Origin of the sequence: Mesorhizobium sp. M0184, assembly GCF_040322215.1 — a bacterium.
In the GTDB taxonomy this organism is placed as follows: domain Bacteria; phylum Pseudomonadota; class Alphaproteobacteria; order Rhizobiales; family Rhizobiaceae; genus Mesorhizobium.
The window spans coordinates 167,464-188,129 of the sequence record NZ_JAMYSZ010000013.1 but is presented as its reverse complement, the minus strand read 5'-3'; the positions used below and the strand labels follow the sequence as shown (position 1 = coordinate 188,129).

16 protein-coding genes and 1 pseudogene are annotated in these 20,666 nt (G+C 63.2%); 2 read left to right on the top strand and 15 right to left on the bottom strand.

Annotated features, from left to right (window positions below; genetic code table 11):
- Positions 1–159 precede the first annotated feature (159 nt).
- From NKJ23_RS18165 to NKJ23_RS18145, 5 genes are all read right to left on the bottom strand, one after another.
- Positions 160–1,272 carry an ABC transporter ATP-binding protein gene (locus NKJ23_RS18165; protein WP_023680224.1) on the bottom strand — a complete coding sequence of 371 codons (1,113 nt, stop codon included), beginning with the start codon at positions 1,270–1,272 and terminating at the stop codon, positions 160–162.
- A 25-nt stretch (positions 1,273–1,297) separates the two neighbouring features.
- Positions 1,298–2,962 carry a beta-galactosidase BglA gene (gene bglA / locus NKJ23_RS18160; protein ID WP_352590886.1) on the bottom strand — a complete coding sequence of 555 codons (1,665 nt, stop codon included), beginning with the start codon at positions 2,960–2,962 and terminating at the stop codon, positions 1,298–1,300.
- 4 nt (positions 2,963–2,966) lie between these two features.
- Positions 2,967–4,121: a carbohydrate ABC transporter permease gene (locus NKJ23_RS18155; RefSeq protein ID WP_352681498.1), complete on the bottom strand. Its 1,155-nt coding sequence runs from the start codon at positions 4,119–4,121 to the stop codon at positions 2,967–2,969.
- A 1-nt stretch (position 4,122) separates the two neighbouring features.
- Complete coding sequence (locus NKJ23_RS18150) at positions 4,123–5,136, bottom strand: carbohydrate ABC transporter permease (RefSeq protein WP_023680221.1); 1,014 nt, start codon at positions 5,134–5,136, stop codon at positions 4,123–4,125.
- 227 nt (positions 5,137–5,363) lie between these two features.
- Positions 5,364–6,719, bottom strand: coding sequence for an ABC transporter substrate-binding protein (locus tag NKJ23_RS18145; protein WP_352452249.1), 1,356 nt, complete (start codon positions 6,717–6,719; stop codon positions 5,364–5,366).
- Positions 6,720–7,081: 362 nt separating this feature from the next.
- Here NKJ23_RS18145 and NKJ23_RS18140 point away from each other — a divergent pair, with 362 nt between their 5' ends.
- Positions 7,082–8,104 (top strand): substrate-binding domain-containing protein, encoded by a 1,023-nt coding sequence (locus tag NKJ23_RS18140; protein WP_352590892.1) that lies wholly within the window; start codon positions 7,082–7,084, stop codon positions 8,102–8,104.
- A gap of 72 nt (positions 8,105–8,176) precedes the next feature.
- Here NKJ23_RS18140 and NKJ23_RS18135 read toward each other — a convergent pair whose 3' ends face one another.
- On the bottom strand, positions 8,177–9,085 hold the full coding sequence (locus NKJ23_RS18135) for a LysR family transcriptional regulator (protein ID WP_352590895.1): 909 nt from the start codon (positions 9,083–9,085) through the stop codon (positions 8,177–8,179).
- A gap of 81 nt (positions 9,086–9,166) precedes the next feature.
- On the opposite strand from NKJ23_RS18135, the gene NKJ23_RS18130 reads away from it, so the two are divergent.
- On the top strand, positions 9,167–9,661 hold the full coding sequence (locus NKJ23_RS18130; RefSeq protein ID WP_352591039.1) for a DUF8737 domain-containing protein: 495 nt from the start codon (positions 9,167–9,169) through the stop codon (positions 9,659–9,661).
- Positions 9,662–9,666: 5 nt separating this feature from the next.
- On the opposite strand, the pseudogene NKJ23_RS18125 reads toward NKJ23_RS18130, so the two are convergent.
- The 9 genes and pseudogenes from NKJ23_RS18125 to NKJ23_RS18085 form a co-directional block, all read right to left on the bottom strand.
- A pseudogene (locus NKJ23_RS18125) lies at positions 9,667–11,105 on the bottom strand (S8 family serine peptidase).
- On the bottom strand, positions 11,095–11,763 hold the full coding sequence (locus NKJ23_RS18120; protein WP_352590901.1) for an anti-sigma factor: 669 nt from the start codon (positions 11,761–11,763) through the stop codon (positions 11,095–11,097). Before NKJ23_RS18120 ends, NKJ23_RS18125 begins: the two are co-directional and overlap by 11 nt.
- On the bottom strand, positions 11,760–12,323 hold the full coding sequence (locus tag NKJ23_RS18115; RefSeq protein WP_352452243.1) for a sigma-70 family RNA polymerase sigma factor: 564 nt from the start codon (positions 12,321–12,323) through the stop codon (positions 11,760–11,762). Before NKJ23_RS18115 ends, NKJ23_RS18120 begins: the two co-directional genes overlap by 4 nt.
- Positions 12,324–12,456: 133 nt before the next feature.
- A complete protein-coding gene (locus tag NKJ23_RS18110) occupies positions 12,457–13,296 on the bottom strand; it encodes an alkaline phosphatase family protein (protein ID WP_352681495.1) in 840 nt (279 codons plus the stop codon).
- Positions 13,297–13,388: 92 nt separating this feature from the next.
- The gene (locus NKJ23_RS18105; protein WP_352681493.1) at positions 13,389–15,074 is read right to left on the bottom strand and encodes an ABC transporter ATP-binding protein; all 1,686 of its coding nucleotides are present in this window, start codon (positions 15,072–15,074) and stop codon (positions 13,389–13,391) included.
- Positions 15,074–15,901 carry an ABC transporter permease gene (locus NKJ23_RS18100; protein ID WP_352452240.1) on the bottom strand — a complete coding sequence of 276 codons (828 nt, stop codon included), beginning with the start codon at positions 15,899–15,901 and terminating at the stop codon, positions 15,074–15,076. The genes NKJ23_RS18105 and NKJ23_RS18100 overlap by 1 nt, the downstream gene beginning before the upstream one ends.
- A gap of 11 nt (positions 15,902–15,912) precedes the next feature.
- Positions 15,913–16,872, bottom strand: coding sequence for an ABC transporter permease (locus tag NKJ23_RS18095; protein WP_352681491.1), 960 nt, complete (start codon positions 16,870–16,872; stop codon positions 15,913–15,915).
- Between the two features lie 16 nt (positions 16,873–16,888).
- Positions 16,889–18,475, bottom strand: coding sequence for an ABC transporter substrate-binding protein (locus NKJ23_RS18090; protein WP_352681489.1), 1,587 nt, complete (start codon positions 18,473–18,475; stop codon positions 16,889–16,891).
- A 154-nt stretch (positions 18,476–18,629) separates the two neighbouring features.
- Positions 18,630–20,612: a CocE/NonD family hydrolase gene (locus tag NKJ23_RS18085; protein WP_352681487.1), complete on the bottom strand. Its 1,983-nt coding sequence runs from the start codon at positions 20,610–20,612 to the stop codon at positions 18,630–18,632.
- Between the last annotated feature and the right edge of the window lie 54 nt (positions 20,613–20,666).

Below are 20,666 nucleotides of genomic sequence, written 5' to 3'. Positions count from 1 at the left end.
ACGGGTTTCCGGTCCTTATTGGCTACAAACCAAGCCGGTAGAGGGGGGGGGCGGCCCTTCAAACCTACACCGCCTAAAACGCCCGACCGGCAATCCCCCACACCACCGGCGGGCCATCCCCGCCGCTCTTGTTTTTTGCATGGCGGAAGAACGCCTGCTTCAAGCCGCCTTTGCTTCTGCTTCATGGAGCGCGAAAGAGCGCCCGTCCGCGTCGAAAATATGCAGGTCGCCGGCGTCCGCCGTCAGCCGCAGCGTCGCCCCGCGCTTGACCTCGACATTGCCCGGCAGCTTGGTCACCAGCGGCAGGTCGGCGCGGCCGATGTCGACATAGACGAGCTGGACCTCGCCGAGCTGCTCGACGTAATCGACCGTCCCTTCGAACAAATAGTCGGCGCCGGTGGCAATCATCAGATCCTCCGGCCGCACCCCGAAGCTCACCGCAGCGCCTTTCGCCGAGGCAGGCGTTGCGATCGGCACCGTCGCCTTGCGGCCGCCAACATGGCTGACGACCGTCGGGTTGCCGGTCTTGTCGATCGTCGCCGGCAGGATGTTCATCGCCGGCGAGCCGATGAACTGGGCGACGAACAGATTGCCGGGCCGCTTGTAGAGCTCCATCGGCGTGCCGACCTGTTCGATATGGCCTTCCTTCAGCACCACGATGCGGTCGGCCAGCGTCATCGCCTCGACCTGGTCGTGGGTGACGTAGATCATCGTTGTGGCCGGCATCGACTCCTTGAGCTTGGCGATCTCGATGCGGGTGGCGACGCGCAGCGCCGCGTCGAGGTTGGATAGCGGCTCGTCGAACAGGAAGACCTTGGGATTGCGCACGATGGCGCGACCGATGGCGACGCGCTGGCGCTGGCCGCCCGACATCGCCTTGGGCAGGCGGTCGAGATATTTGGTCAGCTGCAGGATCTCGGCCGCCTGGCGCACCCGCTTGTCGATCTCGGCCTTGCTTTCCTTGCCGATCTTCATCGAGAAGGCCATGTTGTCGTAGACGGTCATGTGCGGATAAAGCGCATAGGACTGGAACACCATGGCGATGCCGCGCTTTGACGGCGGCACGTCGTTGACGATCTCGCCGTCGATCTTGAGCTCGCCCGATGTGATCTCCTCCAGCCCGGCGATGCAGCGCAGCAAGGTCGACTTGCCGCAACCAGACGGACCGACGAAGACGATGAATTCGCCCGACTTTATGTCGAGGTCGACGCCGTGCAGAATGTTGAGATTGCCATATGATTTCCTCACTTGCCTTAGCGTGACATCGGCCATGGTACCCTCCAGTTCTTCCTTGAATTCAGTCGATACGCCCGAACCAGGCGCCGTAGCCGCCGAGGCGGATAGTGCCGGCGCCAGTCTGTCCCGAAAACCCGTGTCCCGGCAAGGGCTGCAATGAGCGGCCGCCAAGATCGACTTCGGCCGGCTTTGCTCCGAGATTGAAGGCGCAGACGATCTGCTCGTTGCCTTCACGGCGGGTGAAGGCGACGGTGTCGCCCTCGCTTTCGATGAACTCGATATCACCCTTGGCCAGTGCCGGATGAGCGCGGCGGAAAGCCAGGAAGCGCCGGTAGTGCTCGAGCAGCGAGCCGTCGTCGCCTTGCTGCACATTGACGGCTTGCGCAAGGTGCTTGCTGGGCACCGGCAGCCAGGGCTTTGCCGTCGAGAAGCCGCCATTGCGGGCAGCGCCGTCCCAAACCATCGGCGTACGGCAGCCGTCGCGTCCCTTGAATTCGGGCCAGAAGCGGATGCCGTATGGGTCCTGCAGATCCTCGAAGCTGAGCTCGGCCTCGCTGAGCCCGAGCTCCTCGCCCTGATAGATACAGACCGAGCCGCGCAACGACATCAGCAGCGCCGAGATGACCTTGAGGTAGGCGGTCGGGTCGGGCTCGCCGGCTGCCCAGCGCGAGGCGGGACGCATCACGTCATGGTTGGAGAAGGCCCAGCACGACCAGCCGTCGCTGGCCACCTTGCCGAAGGTTTCCAGCACCGAGCGTACCTTTGCCGCGCTGATCTTCTCCGGCGCCAGGAAGTCGAAGGAGTAACACATATGCACGCGCTTGCCGCCGGCCGTATAGGCCGCCACCACTTCCAGCCCACGCTGCGAATCGCCGACCTCGCCAACCGCGGCCGTCGCCGGGTATTCGTCGAGCAAGGCGCGGAAGCGTTCGAGGAAGCCGAGGTTTTCAGGCCGGCTCTTGTCGTAGAGATGGTCCTGGTAGTTGTAGGGGTTGACGGCCGGCGCCGTCTGGTCGTTGCGCTGCTCGGGCGGCAGCGGCGGATTGTCTTCCAAGCCTTGGCTGTGGAAATAGAAATTGATGGTATCGAGGCGGAAGCCGTCGACGCCGCGCTCCAGCCAGAAGCGGGTGACGTCGAGCAGCGCGTCCTGGACCGCGCGGCTGTGGAAATTGAGGTCGGGCTGCTCGGCCAGGAAATTATGCAGGTAATATTGCTGGCGGCTGGTGTCCCACTGCCAGGCCGAGCCGCCGAAGATCGACAGCCAGTTATTGGGCGGCGTGCCGTCCGGCTTGGCATCCGCCCAGACATACCAGTCGGCTTTTGGATTGCTCCGGCTCGACCGGCTTTCCTTGAACCAGGGATGGATGTCGGCGGTGTGCGACAGCACCTCGTCGATCATCACCTTGAGGCCAAGCCGGTGCGCCTCTGCGGTCAGCGCGTCGAAGTCGGCCAGCGTGCCGAACATCGGATCGACGTCGCAATAATCCGACACGTCGTAGCCAAAATCCTTCATCGGCGATTTGAAGAATGGCGAGATCCAGATGGCGTCGACACCGAGCGAGGCGATGTAGGCCAGCCGGCCGATCATGCCCCTGAGGTCGCCGATGCCGTCGCCGTTCGAATCCTGATAGCTGCGCGGGTAGATCTGGTAGATCACGGCACCTCGCCACCAGTCGCGATCTATAGCGAGATCTGGCTTCGGGGTGGCCTTCAAAGCGGATTGCATGATCTCAACCTCCTTTCACCGAGCCGGCAAGCAGCCCGCGGACGAAATAGCGCTGCAGCGAGAAGAACACGATCAGCGGCACGATGATGGTGACGAAGGCCGATGTCGTCAGGATCTCCCAGTCGCCGCCGCGCGAGCCGAGCAACGCATTGAGCTTGGCGGTAAGCACGATCTGGTCGCCCTCGGTACCAAGGAAAACCATCGCCACCAGCAGATCGTTCCACACCCAGAGAAACTGGAAGATGGCGAACGAGGCCAGCACCGGGAACGACAATGGCAGCACGATCTTGACGAAGATCTCGAAATCGCTGGCGCCGTCGATACGCGCCGACTCCATGATCTCGCGTGGCAGGCCGGCGATATAGCTCCTCAGAAGATAGATGGCGAAAGGCAGGCCGAAGCCGGTATGCGCCAGCCAGATGCCGAGATAGGTCTTCGACGGCACGCCGAAGAAGCTGCCGACGCCGTTATAGAGCTTCAACAGCGGGATCAGCGACATCTGCAGCGGCACGACCAGGAGGCCGATGATGACGGCGATGAGCAGGGCCCGGCCGGGAAAGCGCATCCAGGCCAGCGCGTAGGCGGCGAACGCGGCGATCAGGATTGGAATGACGGTCGCCGGAATGGTGACGGTCAGCGAGTTCATGAAGGAGCGGCCAATGCCTTCCGAAAACAGCACCGTGTCGTAATTGTCGGTGGTGAATTTCGGCGGCGCCGACGAGGCGTAATAGACACGCTGGCCGCGCTCGCCTTCGAAAGCCTTCGGCGAGGTCATGACGAAACTGCCGTCGGCATTGAGCTGCAGGGTCACGCCGTCGCCGAGATCGGCTGTCGTGCCGGCGGGATATTGCGTCGGCGCTGCCGATTTGACGCCGAAGGCGCTGATGTTGCGGGCCGGACCGTCGCCGAAAATATTGCCTTGCAGAACGAACTTGCCGTCCTTCTCGACCTGCGCCGACGCGGGCGGCAGCCGTCCGGCTTCCGTCTGGCTGGAACTGGTGAACGAGTTCCACCAGCCCGAAGCGATGATCTGATCCTTGTCGCGCAGCGACGAGACCAGAATGCCGAGCGTCGGGATCGTCCAGATCGCAACGAAGATGAAGACGGCGATATGGACGCCGAAACGGCTGACAAAGGACTTTCCGGTCGACGCGGCCATCTCAATGTCCTTCCGTCTCTTTGTTCGCCTGGCGGATGTTCCAGACCATGATCGGAATGACCGCGATCATGATGATGATAGCGATGGTGGCGCCGCGGCCGAAATCGCCGCCGCCGCGGAACATCCAGTCGAACATCAGATTGGCCAACACCTGGCTGTTCCACTGGCCGTTGGTCATGGTCAGCACGATGTCGAAAACCTTCAGCACCAGGATGGTGATGGTGGTCCAGACCACGGCGATGGTGCCCCAGATCTGCGGCACCATGATCTTCCAGAAGATCTGGAAAGGGTTGGCGCCGTCGATGACGGCGGCTTCCAGCGTCTCTTCCGGAATGCCGCGCAAGGCCGACGACAGGATGACCATGGCAAAGCCGGTCTGGATCCAGATCAGGATGACCATCAGGAAGAAGTTGTTCCAGAACGGCAGCGAGATCCAGACCTGCGGCTGGCCGCCGAAATACTGGATGATGGCGTTGAGCAGACCGATCTGCGTCTGCCCGTCGCCGCGATATTCGTAGATGAATTTCCAGATGACGCTGGCGCCGACGAACGAGATCGCCAGCGGCAGGAAGATCAGGCTCTTGGCGATGGTGCCCCACCAGATCTTGTCGGTGAGCACGGCGATGATCAGCCCGAGGAAGGTGCAGGCGGCCGGCACCACCGCCAGCCAGATGATGTTGTTGAGGATCGAGTTGCGGAACTCGCGGTCGCCGAACGCCCATTGATAGTTGGCCAAGCCGACGAAATGGGCGCCGCCGCGATCGAGGAACGACAGCCTCAGTGTCTCCACCACCGGGTAGATCAGGTAGATGGTGAGGATGATCATCGCCGGGCCGACGAACAGCCAGGGTCGGATCACCCCCTGCCGGCGCAGATTGTTAATCGCCGCCTTGCCGGAAACGCCGCGCGCCGGAAAGATCGTGTCGAGTGCCTTGTTGGCGCCCCAGAAATAGGCGACGCAGCCGCCCACGCCGATGATGATGACGAATATCGCCGAAAAAATCTGAGCCGCCATGGGTCCCTCCCCCTGCGCACGGATCCGCCAGTCGAGAATGGCTTTTGGCGACGGGATCATGCGCCGATTCAGTTGTCTGGAGCGCGACCAGCCGGAAAGCAGGTCACTGGGCGCGCGTCATGCCGGAATGCGTTGTGCTCACGACAATCGACGCGACGCCAACACCGGATAAGGTCCGGGCCGTTTGAGGCCCGGACCACATCACATTGGGAACTCAAGCCGGCCGCTTACTTGATCGCGTCCCAGCTTTTCTGGATGTCAGTGGCGACGTCCTGGGCGGACTTGCCGCCGACCAGGTCGATCATGCCGGTCCAGAACGCACCGGCGCCGATCTTGCCCGGCATCAGGTCGGACCCGTCGAAGCGGAAGGTCGAGGCGTTGGCCAGGATCTCGCCCTGCTTCTTCAGCGCGTCGCTAGCATAGGCGTCCTTGTTGACCGACTTGAACGGCGTCACGAAGCCGCCCTGTGCCATCCAGATCTCATGAGCGAGCGGCAGCTTCAGGAATTCGATGAACGCGCGGGCACTCTTGCTATCTTTAGTGATCATGGCCAGCGTGCCGGCGCCGAGCACCGGAGTGCCGAGCTCGGGCTTGGAGGCGTAGGGCGGGTAATAGAAGAAGTCGGCATCCTCGCCGATCTTGGTGCCTTGCGGGAAGAAGGTCGGGATGAACGATGCCTGGTGGTGCAGATAGCATTTCGGCGGCACCGAGAAGAGGCCCTTCGGGCTGTCACGGAAATCGGTCGCCGCAACCGCCTTGGCGCCGCCCTCGACCATCTTGTCGTCGGTCGCGATCTTGCCGAAAATGTCGATGGCGTTGACCACTGCCGGATCGTTGAACGGAATTTCGTTCTTAACCCATTTGTCGTAGGTCTCGGGCGTCTGGGTGCGCAGCATGATGTCTTCGACCCAGTCGGTCGCCGGCCAGCCGGTGGCGCCGCCCGAACCAAGCCCGATGCACCATGGCGTGCCGCCGTCGGCGATGATCTTCTTTTCGAGCTCGGCAAGCTCTTCCTGCGTCTTCGGCACCTTGTAGCCCGCTTCCTCGAAATTGTCCGGCGAGTACCAGACCAGCGACTTCACGTCGGCCTTATACGGAAAGGCGAAGAAGCCGGGCTTGCCGTCCTTGTCCTTGAACGTGCCGAGGTCGACCCAGGATTGGCCGGCGCCGTAATTGTCCTTGACCCAGTTGGCCGTGTCGTCGCCGAGCGGCGTCAAAAGGCCCTTCGATGCCAGATCCTGGATCAGGCCCGGCTGCGGCAGCACGGCAATGTTGGGCGGGCTGCCGGCCTGCGTGTCGATGACGATCTGCTGCTCGTAATTCTCCGACGAGGAGTACTTGATCTCGGCGCCGGTGGCTTCGGAGAAGTAATCGAGGACGGTGCGGATAAGCCCTTCGTCCTCGCCGCGCCACGGTCCGAAGATCGTCAGCGTCTCGCCCTTGAGGTCGACTTTCTTGAGCTCTTCGTAGTTCGCCCAGTTGAAACGGGGATCTTCGCCCGGCTTGAACTTCAATTCGGCTTGCGCCGGCATGGCGAGCGCAAGCGTGGCAAACGCAGCGCCCAGCAGAAGCATTTTCTTCATCGGTATTCCCTCCCAGTGGTGACAAACACCGAACGAAACCTCCATTCCGTCCGCCGGCGCTGCAGGACTGTGACTCAGTCGGAAAGGAACTGCAACCTTTCGTAGAGTCTTCCAAAGCGCTTTGGTGATTTTGATCTCGCCACTGAATTGATCGCGAGTCAAGAGGAAGTCAAGCTAATCGATTTAATTTCTGCGGTCGAGTGCCAGCGAAAGTGCGCTGCAGCACAGTTTTCTGGCGGTGCAGCAGCAAATTCGGCTTCAAACCGGTCCGAACCGTGCGTATGGTCAGTGCGCTCGGCAACGCGGTTCGTAGCAGCCAGCTCGATTCAGATTAAAAGCGCTTTGAGGTTTGGAGGCCTCCGGTGAACCTCAAGCAGCTCTCCCATGTGCTGGCGCTTTCGCAGACCACGGTCAGCCGCGCATTGAACGGCTACCCGGAAGTCAACGAGGAAACGCGCCGGCGGGTGGTCGATGCCGCCAAGCGTCACGGCTATCGCCCCAATCCGAGCGCCCGCCGGCTGGCGACCGGCAAGACCGGCATGATCGGCTATGTGCTGCCGACGGGGACGACCGTCGACATCGACCCGCATTTCGTCGAGTTCCTGTCCGGCCTCGGCGACTATGCGCGTTCGCACGAGCTCGACCTGGTGCTGTCACCGGCCGATGCCGACGACCAGGAGACGACGTACCGCCGCATTGTCGCCAACCGGCAGGTCGACGCGGTCTATATCTCGTCGCCGAGGCCGGCCGACCGGCGGGTGGCGCTGGTCAATACGCTCGGCATTCCTTTCATCGTCCATGGCCGCAGCGAAGGCTTCGATTTCGACTATCCGTTCACCGACATCGACAATGAGGGCGCCTTCCACGAGGCGGCGCGGCTACTCGTTCAGCTCGGTCATAGGCGTCTGGCGCTGATCAATGGCGACGATCGCGAGACCTTCGCCATCCATCGCGAGCGCGGCGTGCGCCGCGCGCTTGCGGCGAGCGGCCTGGTGCTTCGTGATCAGCATGTCTGTTCGCTCACCATGACCGAGGAGAACGGCTACCGCGCCGCCCGGCGCTTGCTGGAACAAAGCGACGCGCCGACGGCGATCGCCTGCTCCAGCCTGATCATGGCGCTCGGCGTGGTGCGCGCGGTGCGCGATCTCGGCCTGACCATTCCGGGCGACCTGTCGCTGATCGCCCATGACGACGTCTTTCCCTGGCTGAAGCCGGAAAATTTTTCGGTGCCATTGTCGACGACGCGTTCGTCGATCCGCCTCGCCGGCGCGCGCATCGCCGAACGGCTGGCGGCGCGGATTTCCGGCCTGGAGGAGGGCGCTCGCGGCGAAGTCTGGCCGGTCGACCTGGTGGTCAGGGGATCGGTCGCCGGCGCGCCGGCCTAGAGGCAATCACTCTGAACGGCCGAGGTCGACTCTTGGCGGCTGTTGGCCAGCACCAGCGAGTGCGTCCTGGTCTCAGGCCGCGGATTTGAGGTGATCGATGAAGGCGCGCAGCTTCGGCAGGACTTGGCGCTTGCCGGGATGATAAAGGAAGACACCCGGCGTCGTCGTGGCGACGCTGTCCAGCACCGACTGGAGTTTTCCTTCGGCTATCAGACCTTCGGCGAGTGGTCGCGGTGTCTGCGCCAGCCCAACGCCCCGCATCGCAGCCCCGACCAATGTCGAATAGTCGTGCGCAATCAGCGGGCCTGAGACGACCGCTTCGATTGCGCCGTTGCCGTCGATGAAGGACCAGGGCGCGATAGCGCCATTCGAGCGGCGCAAGCGTAAGCAGGCATGGTGGCGCAAGTCGTCGACACGCTCGGGACGGCCGTAGCGCTCGAGATAGTCAGGGCTGCCGACGACCACGAACGAGAACGGCGGGGTCAGCCGCACCGCGACCATGTCGGCGGCGATGAGCTGGCCGAGGCGGATACCGGCATCGAACCCGCCGGTCGCCAGATCGACCATCTGGTCGCTCACGGCGATCTCCAGTTCGATCTCAGGATAGGCTTGGCAGAACGACGCGAGCAGCGGCTCCAGCATCAGCGGCACGATGGCGCGGGGCACAGACAGGCGCAGCAGACCGGTCGGCCGCTGGCCGATATCGCGGGCAGCCTCGCCGGCCGCGACGATCTCCTCGAATGCAGGGCCGGCCCGGTCGAGGAATCGCTGGCCAGGCTCGGTTAAACCAACGCTCCGCGTCGTGCGGACGAACAGCGGCGTGCCCAGGCGGGCTTCCAGCGCGCGCACCGCTTGGCTCACGGCGGATGGCGTCACGCCGAGATCGGCGGCGGCACGGCGGAAGTTACGGCGCCTGGCGACGGCCAGGAACGCCTCGATGCCCTCCAGCGCACCATGTCGGACTGTGTAGTTCTGCTTCATAGGTTGTTGTGATTACACCGGATAGTCGAATTGCGGTAGCGGGCTTAAAGCCGCGTGAATCAACTGTTGAGAGAAGGCCAAATGTCCACGGAAATGGTGTTCCAAACCCATCTTGCTCTCGGCTATGTCGCGTGGCTGCTTTGCTTCGGCGCGTACGGTTTGCCGTGGCTCAGGTCGATGGACCGGGTCGCGGCGCAACGCGCCATCGCCACGCTGCACAGCTTCCGCTTCTTCGGGCTCGTCTTCATGGTTCCAGGTGTCGTAAGCCCCAATCTGCCCACCGACTTCGCCGTATTCGCCGCCTACGGCGATTTCGCGACTGGCGTGCTGGCCATGCTGGCGCTGCTCACGGTGAGGATACGCCCGCTCTTCTGGCCGTTGGTCGTCGCCTTCAATGTCGCAGGGACGGTCGACCTCATCGTCGACTATTACCACGCCATTCAGATCGGCCTTCCTGCACGCGCAGGCGAACTGGGCGCCACCTACGCGATCCCGATCATCTACGTACCGCTGCTGATGATAACGCACATCGCCGCATTCTATTTTCTGCTACGTCCTCAGCAAAACGCGACTTGAGCGGGCTATTCCTTCGCCGCCTCGGCCGCCTTGGTATTCAGCAGGCCAAAGCCGAAATCATTGTCCCGCCCCTTCGCGCCGAGATCCCTTGCGGTGACGGCAAGTGCTTTCTCGACCCAGTCGGCCGAACGGTCGGGTGCGGCATGGAACAGGTTGGCGACGGCGCCGGTCACGATCGCTGCGGCGAAGGACGTCCCGGTCACCACGTCCGAGCCGGCGCCGCTCGGCGCCACCATCTCGACGCCGGGAGCGGAGATGAAGACATAGGCGCCGCGATTGGCCTGCGGCATCAGCCCGTCCTTGGCATCGGTGGCCGTCACCGCCATCACGCCGTCGAAGGCGGCCGGATAACCATAGGGCGCCTTCGGTCCGTTATTGCCGGCGGCCGCAACCAGCACGATGCCAAACGCGCGCGCATTGCGGCAGGCGATGCCGAGCAGGTCGTTCTTCGGACCGACGAAGCTCATATTGATGATGCGGACATCCTGCTTCGCCGCCCAGTCGAGCGCCGAAAGGATGACGTCCATGGTCGACTTGCCGCCCTCGAAGGCGCGGGCGTGATAGATCCTGGCACCCGCGCCATGCCTTTGAACGCGCCGGTGCCGGCAATCAGTCCATCGACCGAAGTGCCGTGGTCGCGCGCCTTGATCGGCACGTCGGGCATGGCATCGAACTGCCCGGCGATGACGCCGGAGAGCGCCGGATTGCCGTCATCGATGCCGGTGTCGATGACGCCGACGCGCACATTCTCGCCGCTGGCTTTGTCGGCATCGAGCGCAATGCGCTCGAACGCATAATTGACGATGCTGGCCGCCTGCTGCAGCGAGTAGACGTGGTTGGCCTCACGCCGCAAAGTACGGCCGTCGGCGGCAAGTTGCGCCAGCACGACGCCGACCGGGCGGCCATCGGGAATGCCGAAGCGCACCAGCGTGTTGCCGAGCAGCCGCGACTGCCGCTGCGAGCGTATCTCGAGGCCGAACGAGGCCGCGATCTGCTGGACCGCGCCGGCATCGCCATTGACCGTGACCAGCACCTCGTCGGGCACGAAATCGCCGATCACGGCGCGCGGCGGCTCGGTTGCGACAAGATCGGTGGGTGCTACGACCGGACCGCCCGGCGCGGCAGCCTGTATTGCCGGCGCGACGGCGGGTGGGGTTGCAGTATTGCCAGGAGGTATAGGCGCCTCGGTGACTACGGCAGGATTGGGGAACAGGTCGAAAATCAAGTCCGGAAGAAACACCGCGCCCGTTATTCCAGGAGCCAGCGCTTTGCCGCCATCCTTCACGGCGCCGCCATCCTTGGCGCAGTCGGCGTTGGCAGCATTTCCCCGGTTCAGGCAGTCGATCTCAGCCTGGGTGAGGTTCGGGTCATTGGTCTGCGCCATTGCGGACGCGGCGAAGATTGTCATCGCTGCCGTCAATCGAATGACCGCCTTAGCCGCCATCAGCCGGTTTCCTTCCCTCCAGCGCAGCTTCGGTGAAAGGCTGGGCGGCAATAAGGCCAAGCAGCTTCTGATAGTCGGCGGCGGTCTTGGCCGGAACGCCGAGGCGGAAGACACCGTCGGCGGTCGGCCCGCCGGCGATCTTCAACTGGTTCTGGTCGAGAAAAGCGATGATGTCGGACAGCTTCGCATCCGGTTTGAACTTCACAAGGGCAAACGGCATTTTGGCCAGATCGTCCTCCGATCCGGCAATCTCGAAATCGCCACCTCTGTTGCCGGTCTGCACAAAGGATTGCGCTACGACCAGGGCCAGCAGCACCGCGGCCGCGGCCCAGGCGACGCCGGCGGGCACCGCCATGAAGCGGCTCCAGGCTTGCGCCAGCCAGGACGATGCCGCAGGCGCGCGGGACGGGCCGGCCTCGGCGTCGAGCGCCTTGGCAAAGCGGCTGAGCGCATCGGCCGGCGGGCGGATTGCCTCGTTTGCGGCAGCGGTGCCGGAGAATTCGGCCTCGGCCTCGCCTAGTGCGGCCATCGCCGCCGGATCGCTCGCCAGCCATTCCTCGATGGCTTCGAGCTCGGTGCCCTCCAGCGAGCCGTTCAGATAAAACGGCAGCAGCATTTCCATTTCGTCGCGGCGTGACATTTTTTCAGCGGCGCTCATGGCCACCCCCTGTCGTAACCGGCGGCCTTGAGGGCTTCGCCGAGTTTCTTGCGGGCGTAGAACATCCTGGTCTTGACGGTTGCGACCGGGATGCCGAGTACCTCGCCGATCTCGCTCACCGATTGCCCGTGATAATAGGCAAGGTCGATCACCGTGCGGTGCTCTTCCGGCATGGCATCGATAAAGCGTCGCAAGGCGGCGGCCTTGTCTTCCTTCATCGTCACGACTTCCGGCGTGTCGGCGCCGTCGGCGACCTGGGCCGCGTCATCGTCGTCGATCCAGTCTTCCTTCTTCTTGCGCAGCAGGGACAGCGCCTTGAAGCGGGCAATGCCGAGCAGCCATGTCGAGACCTCCGAGCGCCCCTCGAAGGCCGGTGCCTGCCGCCAGAGTTCGAGGAACACCTCGTTCGCGATATCGTCGGCCATCAGTTCCGATCCCGTCTGGCGTGCCACGAAGCGGTAGACCCGCGCGTGGTGGCGCATGAACAGGAGCCGCACGGCGGCACGGTCGCCTTTCGCGACCCGCTCGACAAGCGCGCGATCGGTCTCCGCGGCCGTCATCGCCGGTCGAGCCGCCTGGCTCCTGCCTGCTCTGTCGCTGATCGGCCCAAAAAGGTTCACCGCATCCGCCCGTATATTTGCGGAGGCTAACTGAAGAGCGGGAGCGTTGCCAGAGGGAGAAGAGGGCGCGCGCTCAGCTCAGGAACGGCTTTGCCTTCATTGTCGCCGGCACCGGCACGCCGAGGCGCGCAAGCACCGTCGGCGCGAGCTGCAGCTGATCGAGCAGCGTATTGGCTTCCGGACCCTCGCCGGATCCGAAGTAGTAAAGTGCGAAATCCTGCATCTCCTCGTCGTGGCCGCCATGATGGCCGCGATCGGTCTGGCCATGATCGGCGGTGACGATCACCTCGTAGCCGGCTTCCCGCCAGCCTGGCAGAAAGCCGGCGAGCATGGCGTCCATTGCATAGACGGCATGATCCATCTCGTGGCAGTCATGGCCGAAGCGGTGGCCCATCGAGTCCAGAGTACAGCTGTGCAGGATGCCGTAGTCGATGCCGTAGCGCCTGGTCAGCATGGTCAACGTCGCGAACAGGTCGACGTCGCTCGGCGTCATCTGGTTCCTGGCATTGTAGCCGGTCATGGTGTGGAACCGGCCATGGCTGATCGGCCTGCCCGGCTGGTCGAACTCCATGTCCTCGACCAGGTCGAACGGATAGGCCCGGAAGAATTCGGACCAGTAGGAGTGGGTGACCGCACCGGTCTTGCCGCCGGCCCTGCTGACTTGGGAAAAGATGTCCGGCTGTTCGACCCGAAACCGGTTCTCGTTCGACAGGATACCGTGCACTTGGGGCGGCACGCCGGTGTGGATCGAGGCATAGCAGGATGCCGAGGTCGACGGCAGCACGGAGCGCATTTTCCATACGCGGGCTTCGCCTGATTGCACCCAGCCTTCGAGATTGCCCATCAGCCGTCGCCAGTTCCGGTAAGGCACGCCGTCGAGGATGATGAGCAATAGTTTTGTGTTGAGCGCCAAGGGCGCCTCCATGCGGCTTGATCGGAAAGTCAGGGCGGGCCTGCCGTTCAATCCACGCCCGGACAGGATCGTCGGGCGCAAAGGGCGGCCCGCTAGTTCCCCGCGCTGGCCATGCGCCGTCCCTTGATCGCTTTCTCTAGCCAGCCGATCTCCATTTCTGGCACCGACGATAGCAAAAGATCGGTGTAGGCATCGAAGGGTGGCGTCAGCACGGTGCTCTTGGCGCCGTAGCGCACCACTTCGCCGCGATACATCACGGCGATTGAATCGGCGATCGACTTGACCGTGGCCAGGTCGTGGGTGATGAACAGATAGGCGACGTTTTCCTCTTTCTGCAGCCCGAGGAGCAGCTCCAGTATGCCGTGGGCGACCAGCGGATCGAGCGCCGAGGTCACCTCGTCGCAGATGATCAGCTTCGGCTTTGCGGCGAGCGAGCGGGCGATGCAGACGCGCTGCTTCTGGCCGCCCGAAAGCTCGGCCGGATAGCGGTCGACATAGCCTTTGCCCATTTCGATCTTGTCGAGCAGTTCCGCGACACGGGCATCACGTTGCCTTCCGCGCAGACCGAAATAGAATTCCAGCGGCCGGCCGATGATGGTGCCGACCGTCTGGCGCGGGTTCATCGCCACGTCGGCCATCTGGTAGATCATCTGCAGTTGGCGAAGATCCTCTTTCGGCCGGTCGGCAAGCCGGTTGGCGAGCGGCCGTCCGTCGAAGGTGACGGTGCCTTGTTCGGGCGGCAAGAGGCCGGTGATGGCGCGCGCCAGTGTCGATTTGCCGGAGCCGGACTCGCCGACCACCGCCAGCGTCTGGCCGGGGAAAATATCGACCGAGACGTTCTTCAGCACCTTGATGTGACTGCGGCCATAGGCGGCGGTGATGTTCTTGACCGACAGGAACGGGCTCGTGCCAGGCTTCTGCTCCTGGTGTTCGATCTCATGCACCGAAACCAGCGCGTTGGTGTATTCCTGGCGCGGCTCCTTGATGATCTGGCGGGTGCCGCCCCATTCGACCAGCCGGCCGTGGCGCAGCACCATGATCTCGTCCGAGACCTGGGCGACGACGGCAAGGTCGTGAGTGATGTAGAGCGCCGCGACATGCGTGTCGCGGATGGCATCCTTGATCGCCGCCAAGACGTCGATCTGCGTCGTCACGTCGAGCGCCGTGGTCGGCTCGTCGAAGACGATCAGGTCGGGTTCCGAGCACAGCGCCATTGCCGTCATCACGCGCTGCAGCTGACCGCCCGAGACCTGGTGGGGGAAGCGCTCGCCGATGCTTTCGGGGTTCGGCAGGCTGAGCTTCTTGAACAGCGCCACGGCGCGCTTTTCGGCTTCGGCCCGCGTCGCCGTGCCGTGCAGGAGTGCTGCCTCGACCACCTGGTCCATCAGCCTGTGCGCCGGATTGAAGGCGGCTGCCGCCGATTGTGCGACATAGCAGACCTCGCGGCCGCGCAATTTGCGGAACCCTTCGTTGCCGCCCTTCAGGATGTCGCGGCCATTGAGGATGACCTCGCCGCCGGTGATGCGCACGCCGCCGCGGCCGTAGCCCATCGACGACAGGCCGATGGTCGATTTGCCGGCGCCGGACTCGCCGATCAATCCGAGCACCTTGCCCTTTTCGAGCGTCAGCGAGACATCGTGCACCAGCACGATGTTCTTCGGCGCCTCACCCGGCGGATATACCGTGGCCTCGATGCGCAGATTGCGGATGTCGAGCAGCACGCCGGACTTCGGTTGCCCGGGCTTCGGTTGCCCGGGCTTCGGTTGCTTGTCAGCCATTACCCGCGTCCTCCCTTCAGGCTTGTCGTGCGGTTGAGCACCCAGTCGGCGACGAGATTGACGGAAATCGCCAGCGCTGCGATCGCCGCCGCCGGAATGAGGGCGGCGCCTATGCCGAAGACGATACCATCCTTGTTTTCCTTGACCATGCCGCCCCAATCGGCGTCCGGCGGCTGTACGCCAAGCCCGAGGAAGGACAGCGTCGACAGGAACAGTACGGCATAGATGAAGCGCAGGCCGAGTTCCGAAACCAGCGGCGACAGCGCATTGGGCAGGATTTCCCGGAAGATGATCCAGCCGCTGCCTTCGCCGCGCAATTTGGCCGCCTCGACGTAGTCCATGACGTTGATGTCGACGGCGACCGCCCTCGACAGGCGGTAGACGCGGGTCGAGTCGAGAATGCCCATGACCAGGATCAGTGTCACGAGATTGGATGGCAGCACCGACAGCACGACAAGGGCCATGATCAGTGTCGGAATTGACATCAGGAGATCGACGAGACGCGACAGAAGCGTGTCGAACCAGCCGCCGAAAACCGCTGCCGAAAAGCCGAGGATGGCGCCGAGCGAGAAGGACAGCGCGGTCGCCAGCACCGCGATGAACAGGGTGATGCGGGCGCCGTAGATCATGCGCGACAACAGATCGCGGCCGAGATTGTCGGTGCCCAGCCAATGCGCCGCCGACATCGGTTCCCAAGGGACGTCACTGACGATCTCGGCATTGCCATGCGGCGCGATCCACGGCGCAAAAATTGCTGCCAGCACGAACAGCGCCGTCAGCACGATGCCGACCAATGCCGGGATGGGGATGCGTTTGATGACGAGCATACCCGCCCCCCTCATTTCGGATGTCTGAGGCGCGGATTGGCGACGATCGCTGCTATGTCCGCGATGATGTTCAGGCTGATGTAGACGGCGGCGAAGATCAGCCCGACCGCCTGCACCACCGGCACGTCACGCTTGGTGACGTGGTCGACGAGGTATTGGCCCATGCCTGGATAGACAAAGATAACTTCGACCACGACGACGCCGACGATCAGGTAAGCGAGATTGAGCATCACGACGTTGATGATCGGCGCAATGGCATTGGGGAAGGCATGCCTGCGGATGACCGCGAAGGCCGAAAGCCCCTTGAGTTCGGCGGTTTCGACATAGGCCGACTGCATGACATTGAGGATCGCGGCGCGCGTCATGCGCATCATATGGGCTAGCACCACCAGAGTCAGCGCCGCCGCCGGCAGTGCGATGGCCTGAATGCGTTCGCCGAAAGGCATCCCGTCATAGACAGTGGAAATGGCGGGAAACCATTGATGTTGCACCGCGAAGAAAAAGACGAGTACATAGCCGACGAAGAATTCCGGGAAGGACGTCGAGGCCAGCGCCAGTCCCGAGATCAGCTTGTCGACCCAGCCATTGCGGTAGCGCACCGCGATCAGCCCGAGGATGATCGCCAGCGGCACCGCGACGACCGCCGCCCAGAAGGCGAGGAACAGCGTGTTCCACAGCCTTCCCTTGATAGAGGTTGCGATATCCTGACCGCTCGACATAGCCGTGCCGAGATCACCGGTCAGAATGCCGCCGAGCCAGCGAAAATAACGGATGTAAGCGGGATCATTGAGGCCGAGCTGCTCGCGCAGATTGGCGAGCGACTCCGGTGTCGCCGATTGTCCGAGGATGGCTTGCGCGACGTCGCCGGGCAGGATCTGGGTGCCGGCGAAGATCAGGACCGAAACGGCCAACAGCAGCAGAATGCCCAGCGCAATGCGCTGGGCCACCAGTTTCACGATGGGTGAGGACATATCCGCAAGGCCGGGCTCAGGCTTCGAGCCAGCACTTCGCCAGAGCATATCCGTTCATCAACTCCTGATGCGGATCATCCACCCACCCGGCAACCTTGGCGCCCGTCGCGTCGATAAACTGATTGAACATCGGCAGGATCAGGCCGCCCTCGTCGCGCACCATCACAGCCATGTCGTGGTACATTGCCTTGCGCTTGGCCTCGTCGAGCTCGGCGCGAGCCGCCAGCACCATCTTGTCGAAATCCGGACGCTTGAACCGTGTGTCGTTCCAGTCGGCCGTCGACAGATAGGCAGTCGAGTACATCTGGTCCTGCGTCGAGCGTCCGCCCCAGTAGGAGGCGCAGAAGGGCTGCTTGTTCCAGACTTCCGACCAATAGCCGTCGCCCGGTTCGCGCTTGATCTCCAGCGTGATGCCGGCCTTGGCAGCACTCTGCTGGAACAGCTGTGCAGCATCGACGGCACCGGGGAAGGCGACGTCCGACGTCCGGAGCAGGACGGCACCGTCATGGCCCGACTTCTTGTAGTGGAACTTGGCCTTGTCGGGATCGTATTTGCGCTGCTCGATCTCGGTGAATAGCGGGTACGATGCATTGATCGGGAAGTCGTTGCCGAGCGAGCCATAGCCACGCAGCACCTTGTTCAGCATCTCCTCGCGGTCGATCGCCAGCTTCAACGCCATCCGCAAATCGTTGTTGTCGAACGGCGCGGTGTTGCAGTGCATGATGAAGACGTAGTGGCCGGGTCCCGAATGGTTGCGGATGGTGACGCCGGGCACGCGTTTGATCAGATCGACGATCTTCGGCTCGACGCGGTTGATCATGTGGACCTGGCCGCCCTGCAGGGCGGCCGTACGCGCCGTGGCGTCGTTGATGACGATGATCTCTATCTGGTCGGCATGGCCCATCTTGTCGCCCTGCCAATAATTGGCGAAGCGCTCGCCGCCATGGCGCACGCCGGGCTCGTTGGTGGTGACCTTGTAAGGACCCGCCGAGATGCCGGCATCGGCCTTGTCCTTGCCGCCATTCGGCTGAATGATCAGGTGATAGTCGCTAAGCAGGTAGGGCAGGTCGGCATTCGGCTCCTTCAGCGTCAGCACCACTTCCTTGCCGCTGGCCTTGATGCTCTCGATGCCTTTCATGTAACCGAGCGCACCGGACTTTGACTTCTCGTCCGAATGGCGTTCGAGGGTGGCGGCCACGTCCTCTGCGGTCACCTTCTTGCCGTTGTGGAACTCGACGCCATCGCGGATCTTCAGCGTCCAGGTCTTGGCGTCGTCCGACGAGCCGATCTCCTCGGCGATGCGGTTCTCGAGCTTGCCTTCGGGAGACAGTTCGACGATCAGTTCGCCCCACATCTTGCCGAAGGCGAACGGCACCTGCGTCATAAACAGCGCCGGATCGAGGCTGTTGGTGGACTCGCCACCGACCAGGCCGGCCTTCAGCGTGCCGCCCTTGACCGGGCCTGCGGCACGCGCCGCGTTTGAAAGCAGCGAGTTGGCGAAGGTTGCGGTGACACCGAGCGCTGCCGCCCGGCCGAGAAAATCGCGACGGCTCAGCTTGCCGGACGCAACGCGCCGGCTGAGAAATTCCAGTTCGTTTGACATGTTGAGTTCCTCACTCTGTTGGTCCGACCTTATGGTCGTTTTTCTCATTTCTATCGGGAGAATAATGACCGTAAGGGAAAGCGGTAAGCAAGACCGAATGCGACATGCCGTGGCGTAAATCGTGCGTCGCAATTGGACCAATCGCTATAAGCGCTCAAAGCAGTGCGCGCGGGATTTTCTCCTCGAAGTTGCGCTCGAAGACGAGTTTCTCGCCTTCATAGGCTTCAATTCTGGCGCTAACCATGAAGCTTTGCGCGTCGGAGCGCATTTCGGCGAAGGTTTCGGTGCGCACCGACCATTCATTTCGCGACAGCGTCTGGGTCCAATGCGTCTTGCCCGACGCTGACAGCGGATTGTCGGGATGGATCGCCCATGTCTCTCTGGCGACGCTGCCATTGGCGAGGCCATGCTCCAGGTCGCGCACCTCACCGAAATCGTCGACGATGGAAAGCGTGATCATTCCGGTCTTTTCGTCGCGATCGACATGACGCTCGGAATTGGCGGCGCGGACCGTTTCGGTTGCCCAGGGCGTGGCGCTTTCGGGGGCGCGGAAGGTGACCTCATCGCTTGTCGCCGGCGGGCGCAGCGGCAGCATCAATGTCGCGGCCGACAATTCCAGCCGGACCGGCTCCGGCGACGGCCAGATCATCGGCCAATAGCTGTTGGAGATGGCAACGCGCAAGCGGTGGCCGGCCGGCGCGCGATAGGCGCATTGGTCGAGCACCACCCGGGCGCTGACGGTTTCGCCGGGCACCAGCGCTTCGGGAAATTCGTGCGAGTTGCGATGCGTCAGGTTGAGCACGCCGTAGGAAATCAGCTCCGATGCTCCGTCCGGGTGGACGTCGCACAGCCGAACCGCGATGTTCGCCTGGCGCCGGTCCGACGAGACCCTGACCACAACTTCGGGAGCACCGACAATGTCGACCGTTTCGGTCAGCACCGGCTGGTCGAAGCACACCGACAGCGCATCGTCGGGGCGCTGGTCACCCGGCAGTTCCGGGCCGAAGGTGAAGGGGAAATATTCGCCGCCGGCGAGGCCGCAGCTTTGCGGCGAAGCGACAAGAGTGTGGTTGCCTTCAGCGATAAGCTCAACCTCTTGCGTCTTGATGTTGGGTGACGGCCATTCCGATTCAGCGACCCAGCGGCCCGGGCGCTCGGGATGCCAGCGCGCCGGACGCACGCTGTCCATGACATAGGCGCGATAGGCGGGGTCGGCCTCGGCGCCGGTGTCGATGTCCTTCAGCCAGCGGTCCCACCAGCGCAACGCCTCCTGCAGGAAGCCGATGCGCGGTTCGGGCGCGGCGTAATGCGGGTATTTGTGGATCCACGGGCCGACGATGCCCTTGACCGGCGCCTCGATATTGACGGCGAGATGGGAAATCGTATTGCGATAGCCATCATGCCAGCCGCCGATCGACAGCACCGCGGCATGGATGGCGGAATAGTCCTCGCAGATCGAGCCGCGCTTCCAATAGGCATCGCGATGCTGGTGCTTCAGCCACAGCGGTGCCAGGAAGGGCTGGTTCTCCAGCCTGGTCAGCCACAGGTCGCGCCATCTGTTGTCGCCGGCCAGCAACGGATCCGGCGGCCTTGACGAATAGGACAGCATGGTCGAGGCCCAGCCGAAATTCTCGATCAGCAGGCAGCCGCCCTTGTAGTGGATGTCGTCGGCATAGCGGTCGACCGTCGAACAGAGACTGATGACCGCCTTCAGCGCTGGCGGCTGCTTAGACGCCACCTGCAGGCAGTTGAAGCCGCCCCACGAAATGCCCATCATGCCGACATTGCCGTTGCACCAGGGCTGGTCCGCCGCCCAGGCGATGACGTCGCAAGCGTCCTGCAATTCCTGCTCGGAATATTCGTCGTCCATCAGCCCTTCGGAATCGCCATTGCCGCGCATGTCGACGCGGATCGAGGCGTAGCCGTGGCCGGCAAAATAGGGATGCGTCAGCTGATCACGATAGATCGTGCCGTCGCGCTTGCGATAGGGCAGGTGTTCGAGGATTGCCGGCACTGGATCGTCGGCAGCATCGGCCGGCATCCACACCCGCGCCGACAGCCGGCAGCCGTCCGGCATGATGATCCCCATATCCGGAAATTCGACGATCTTTCGTGGGAATTCAGTGACGATTTTCATGCGGGGCATAACGCCCCGCAGCGAGGCGACTTTCAATCGCTATTCGCGACTGGA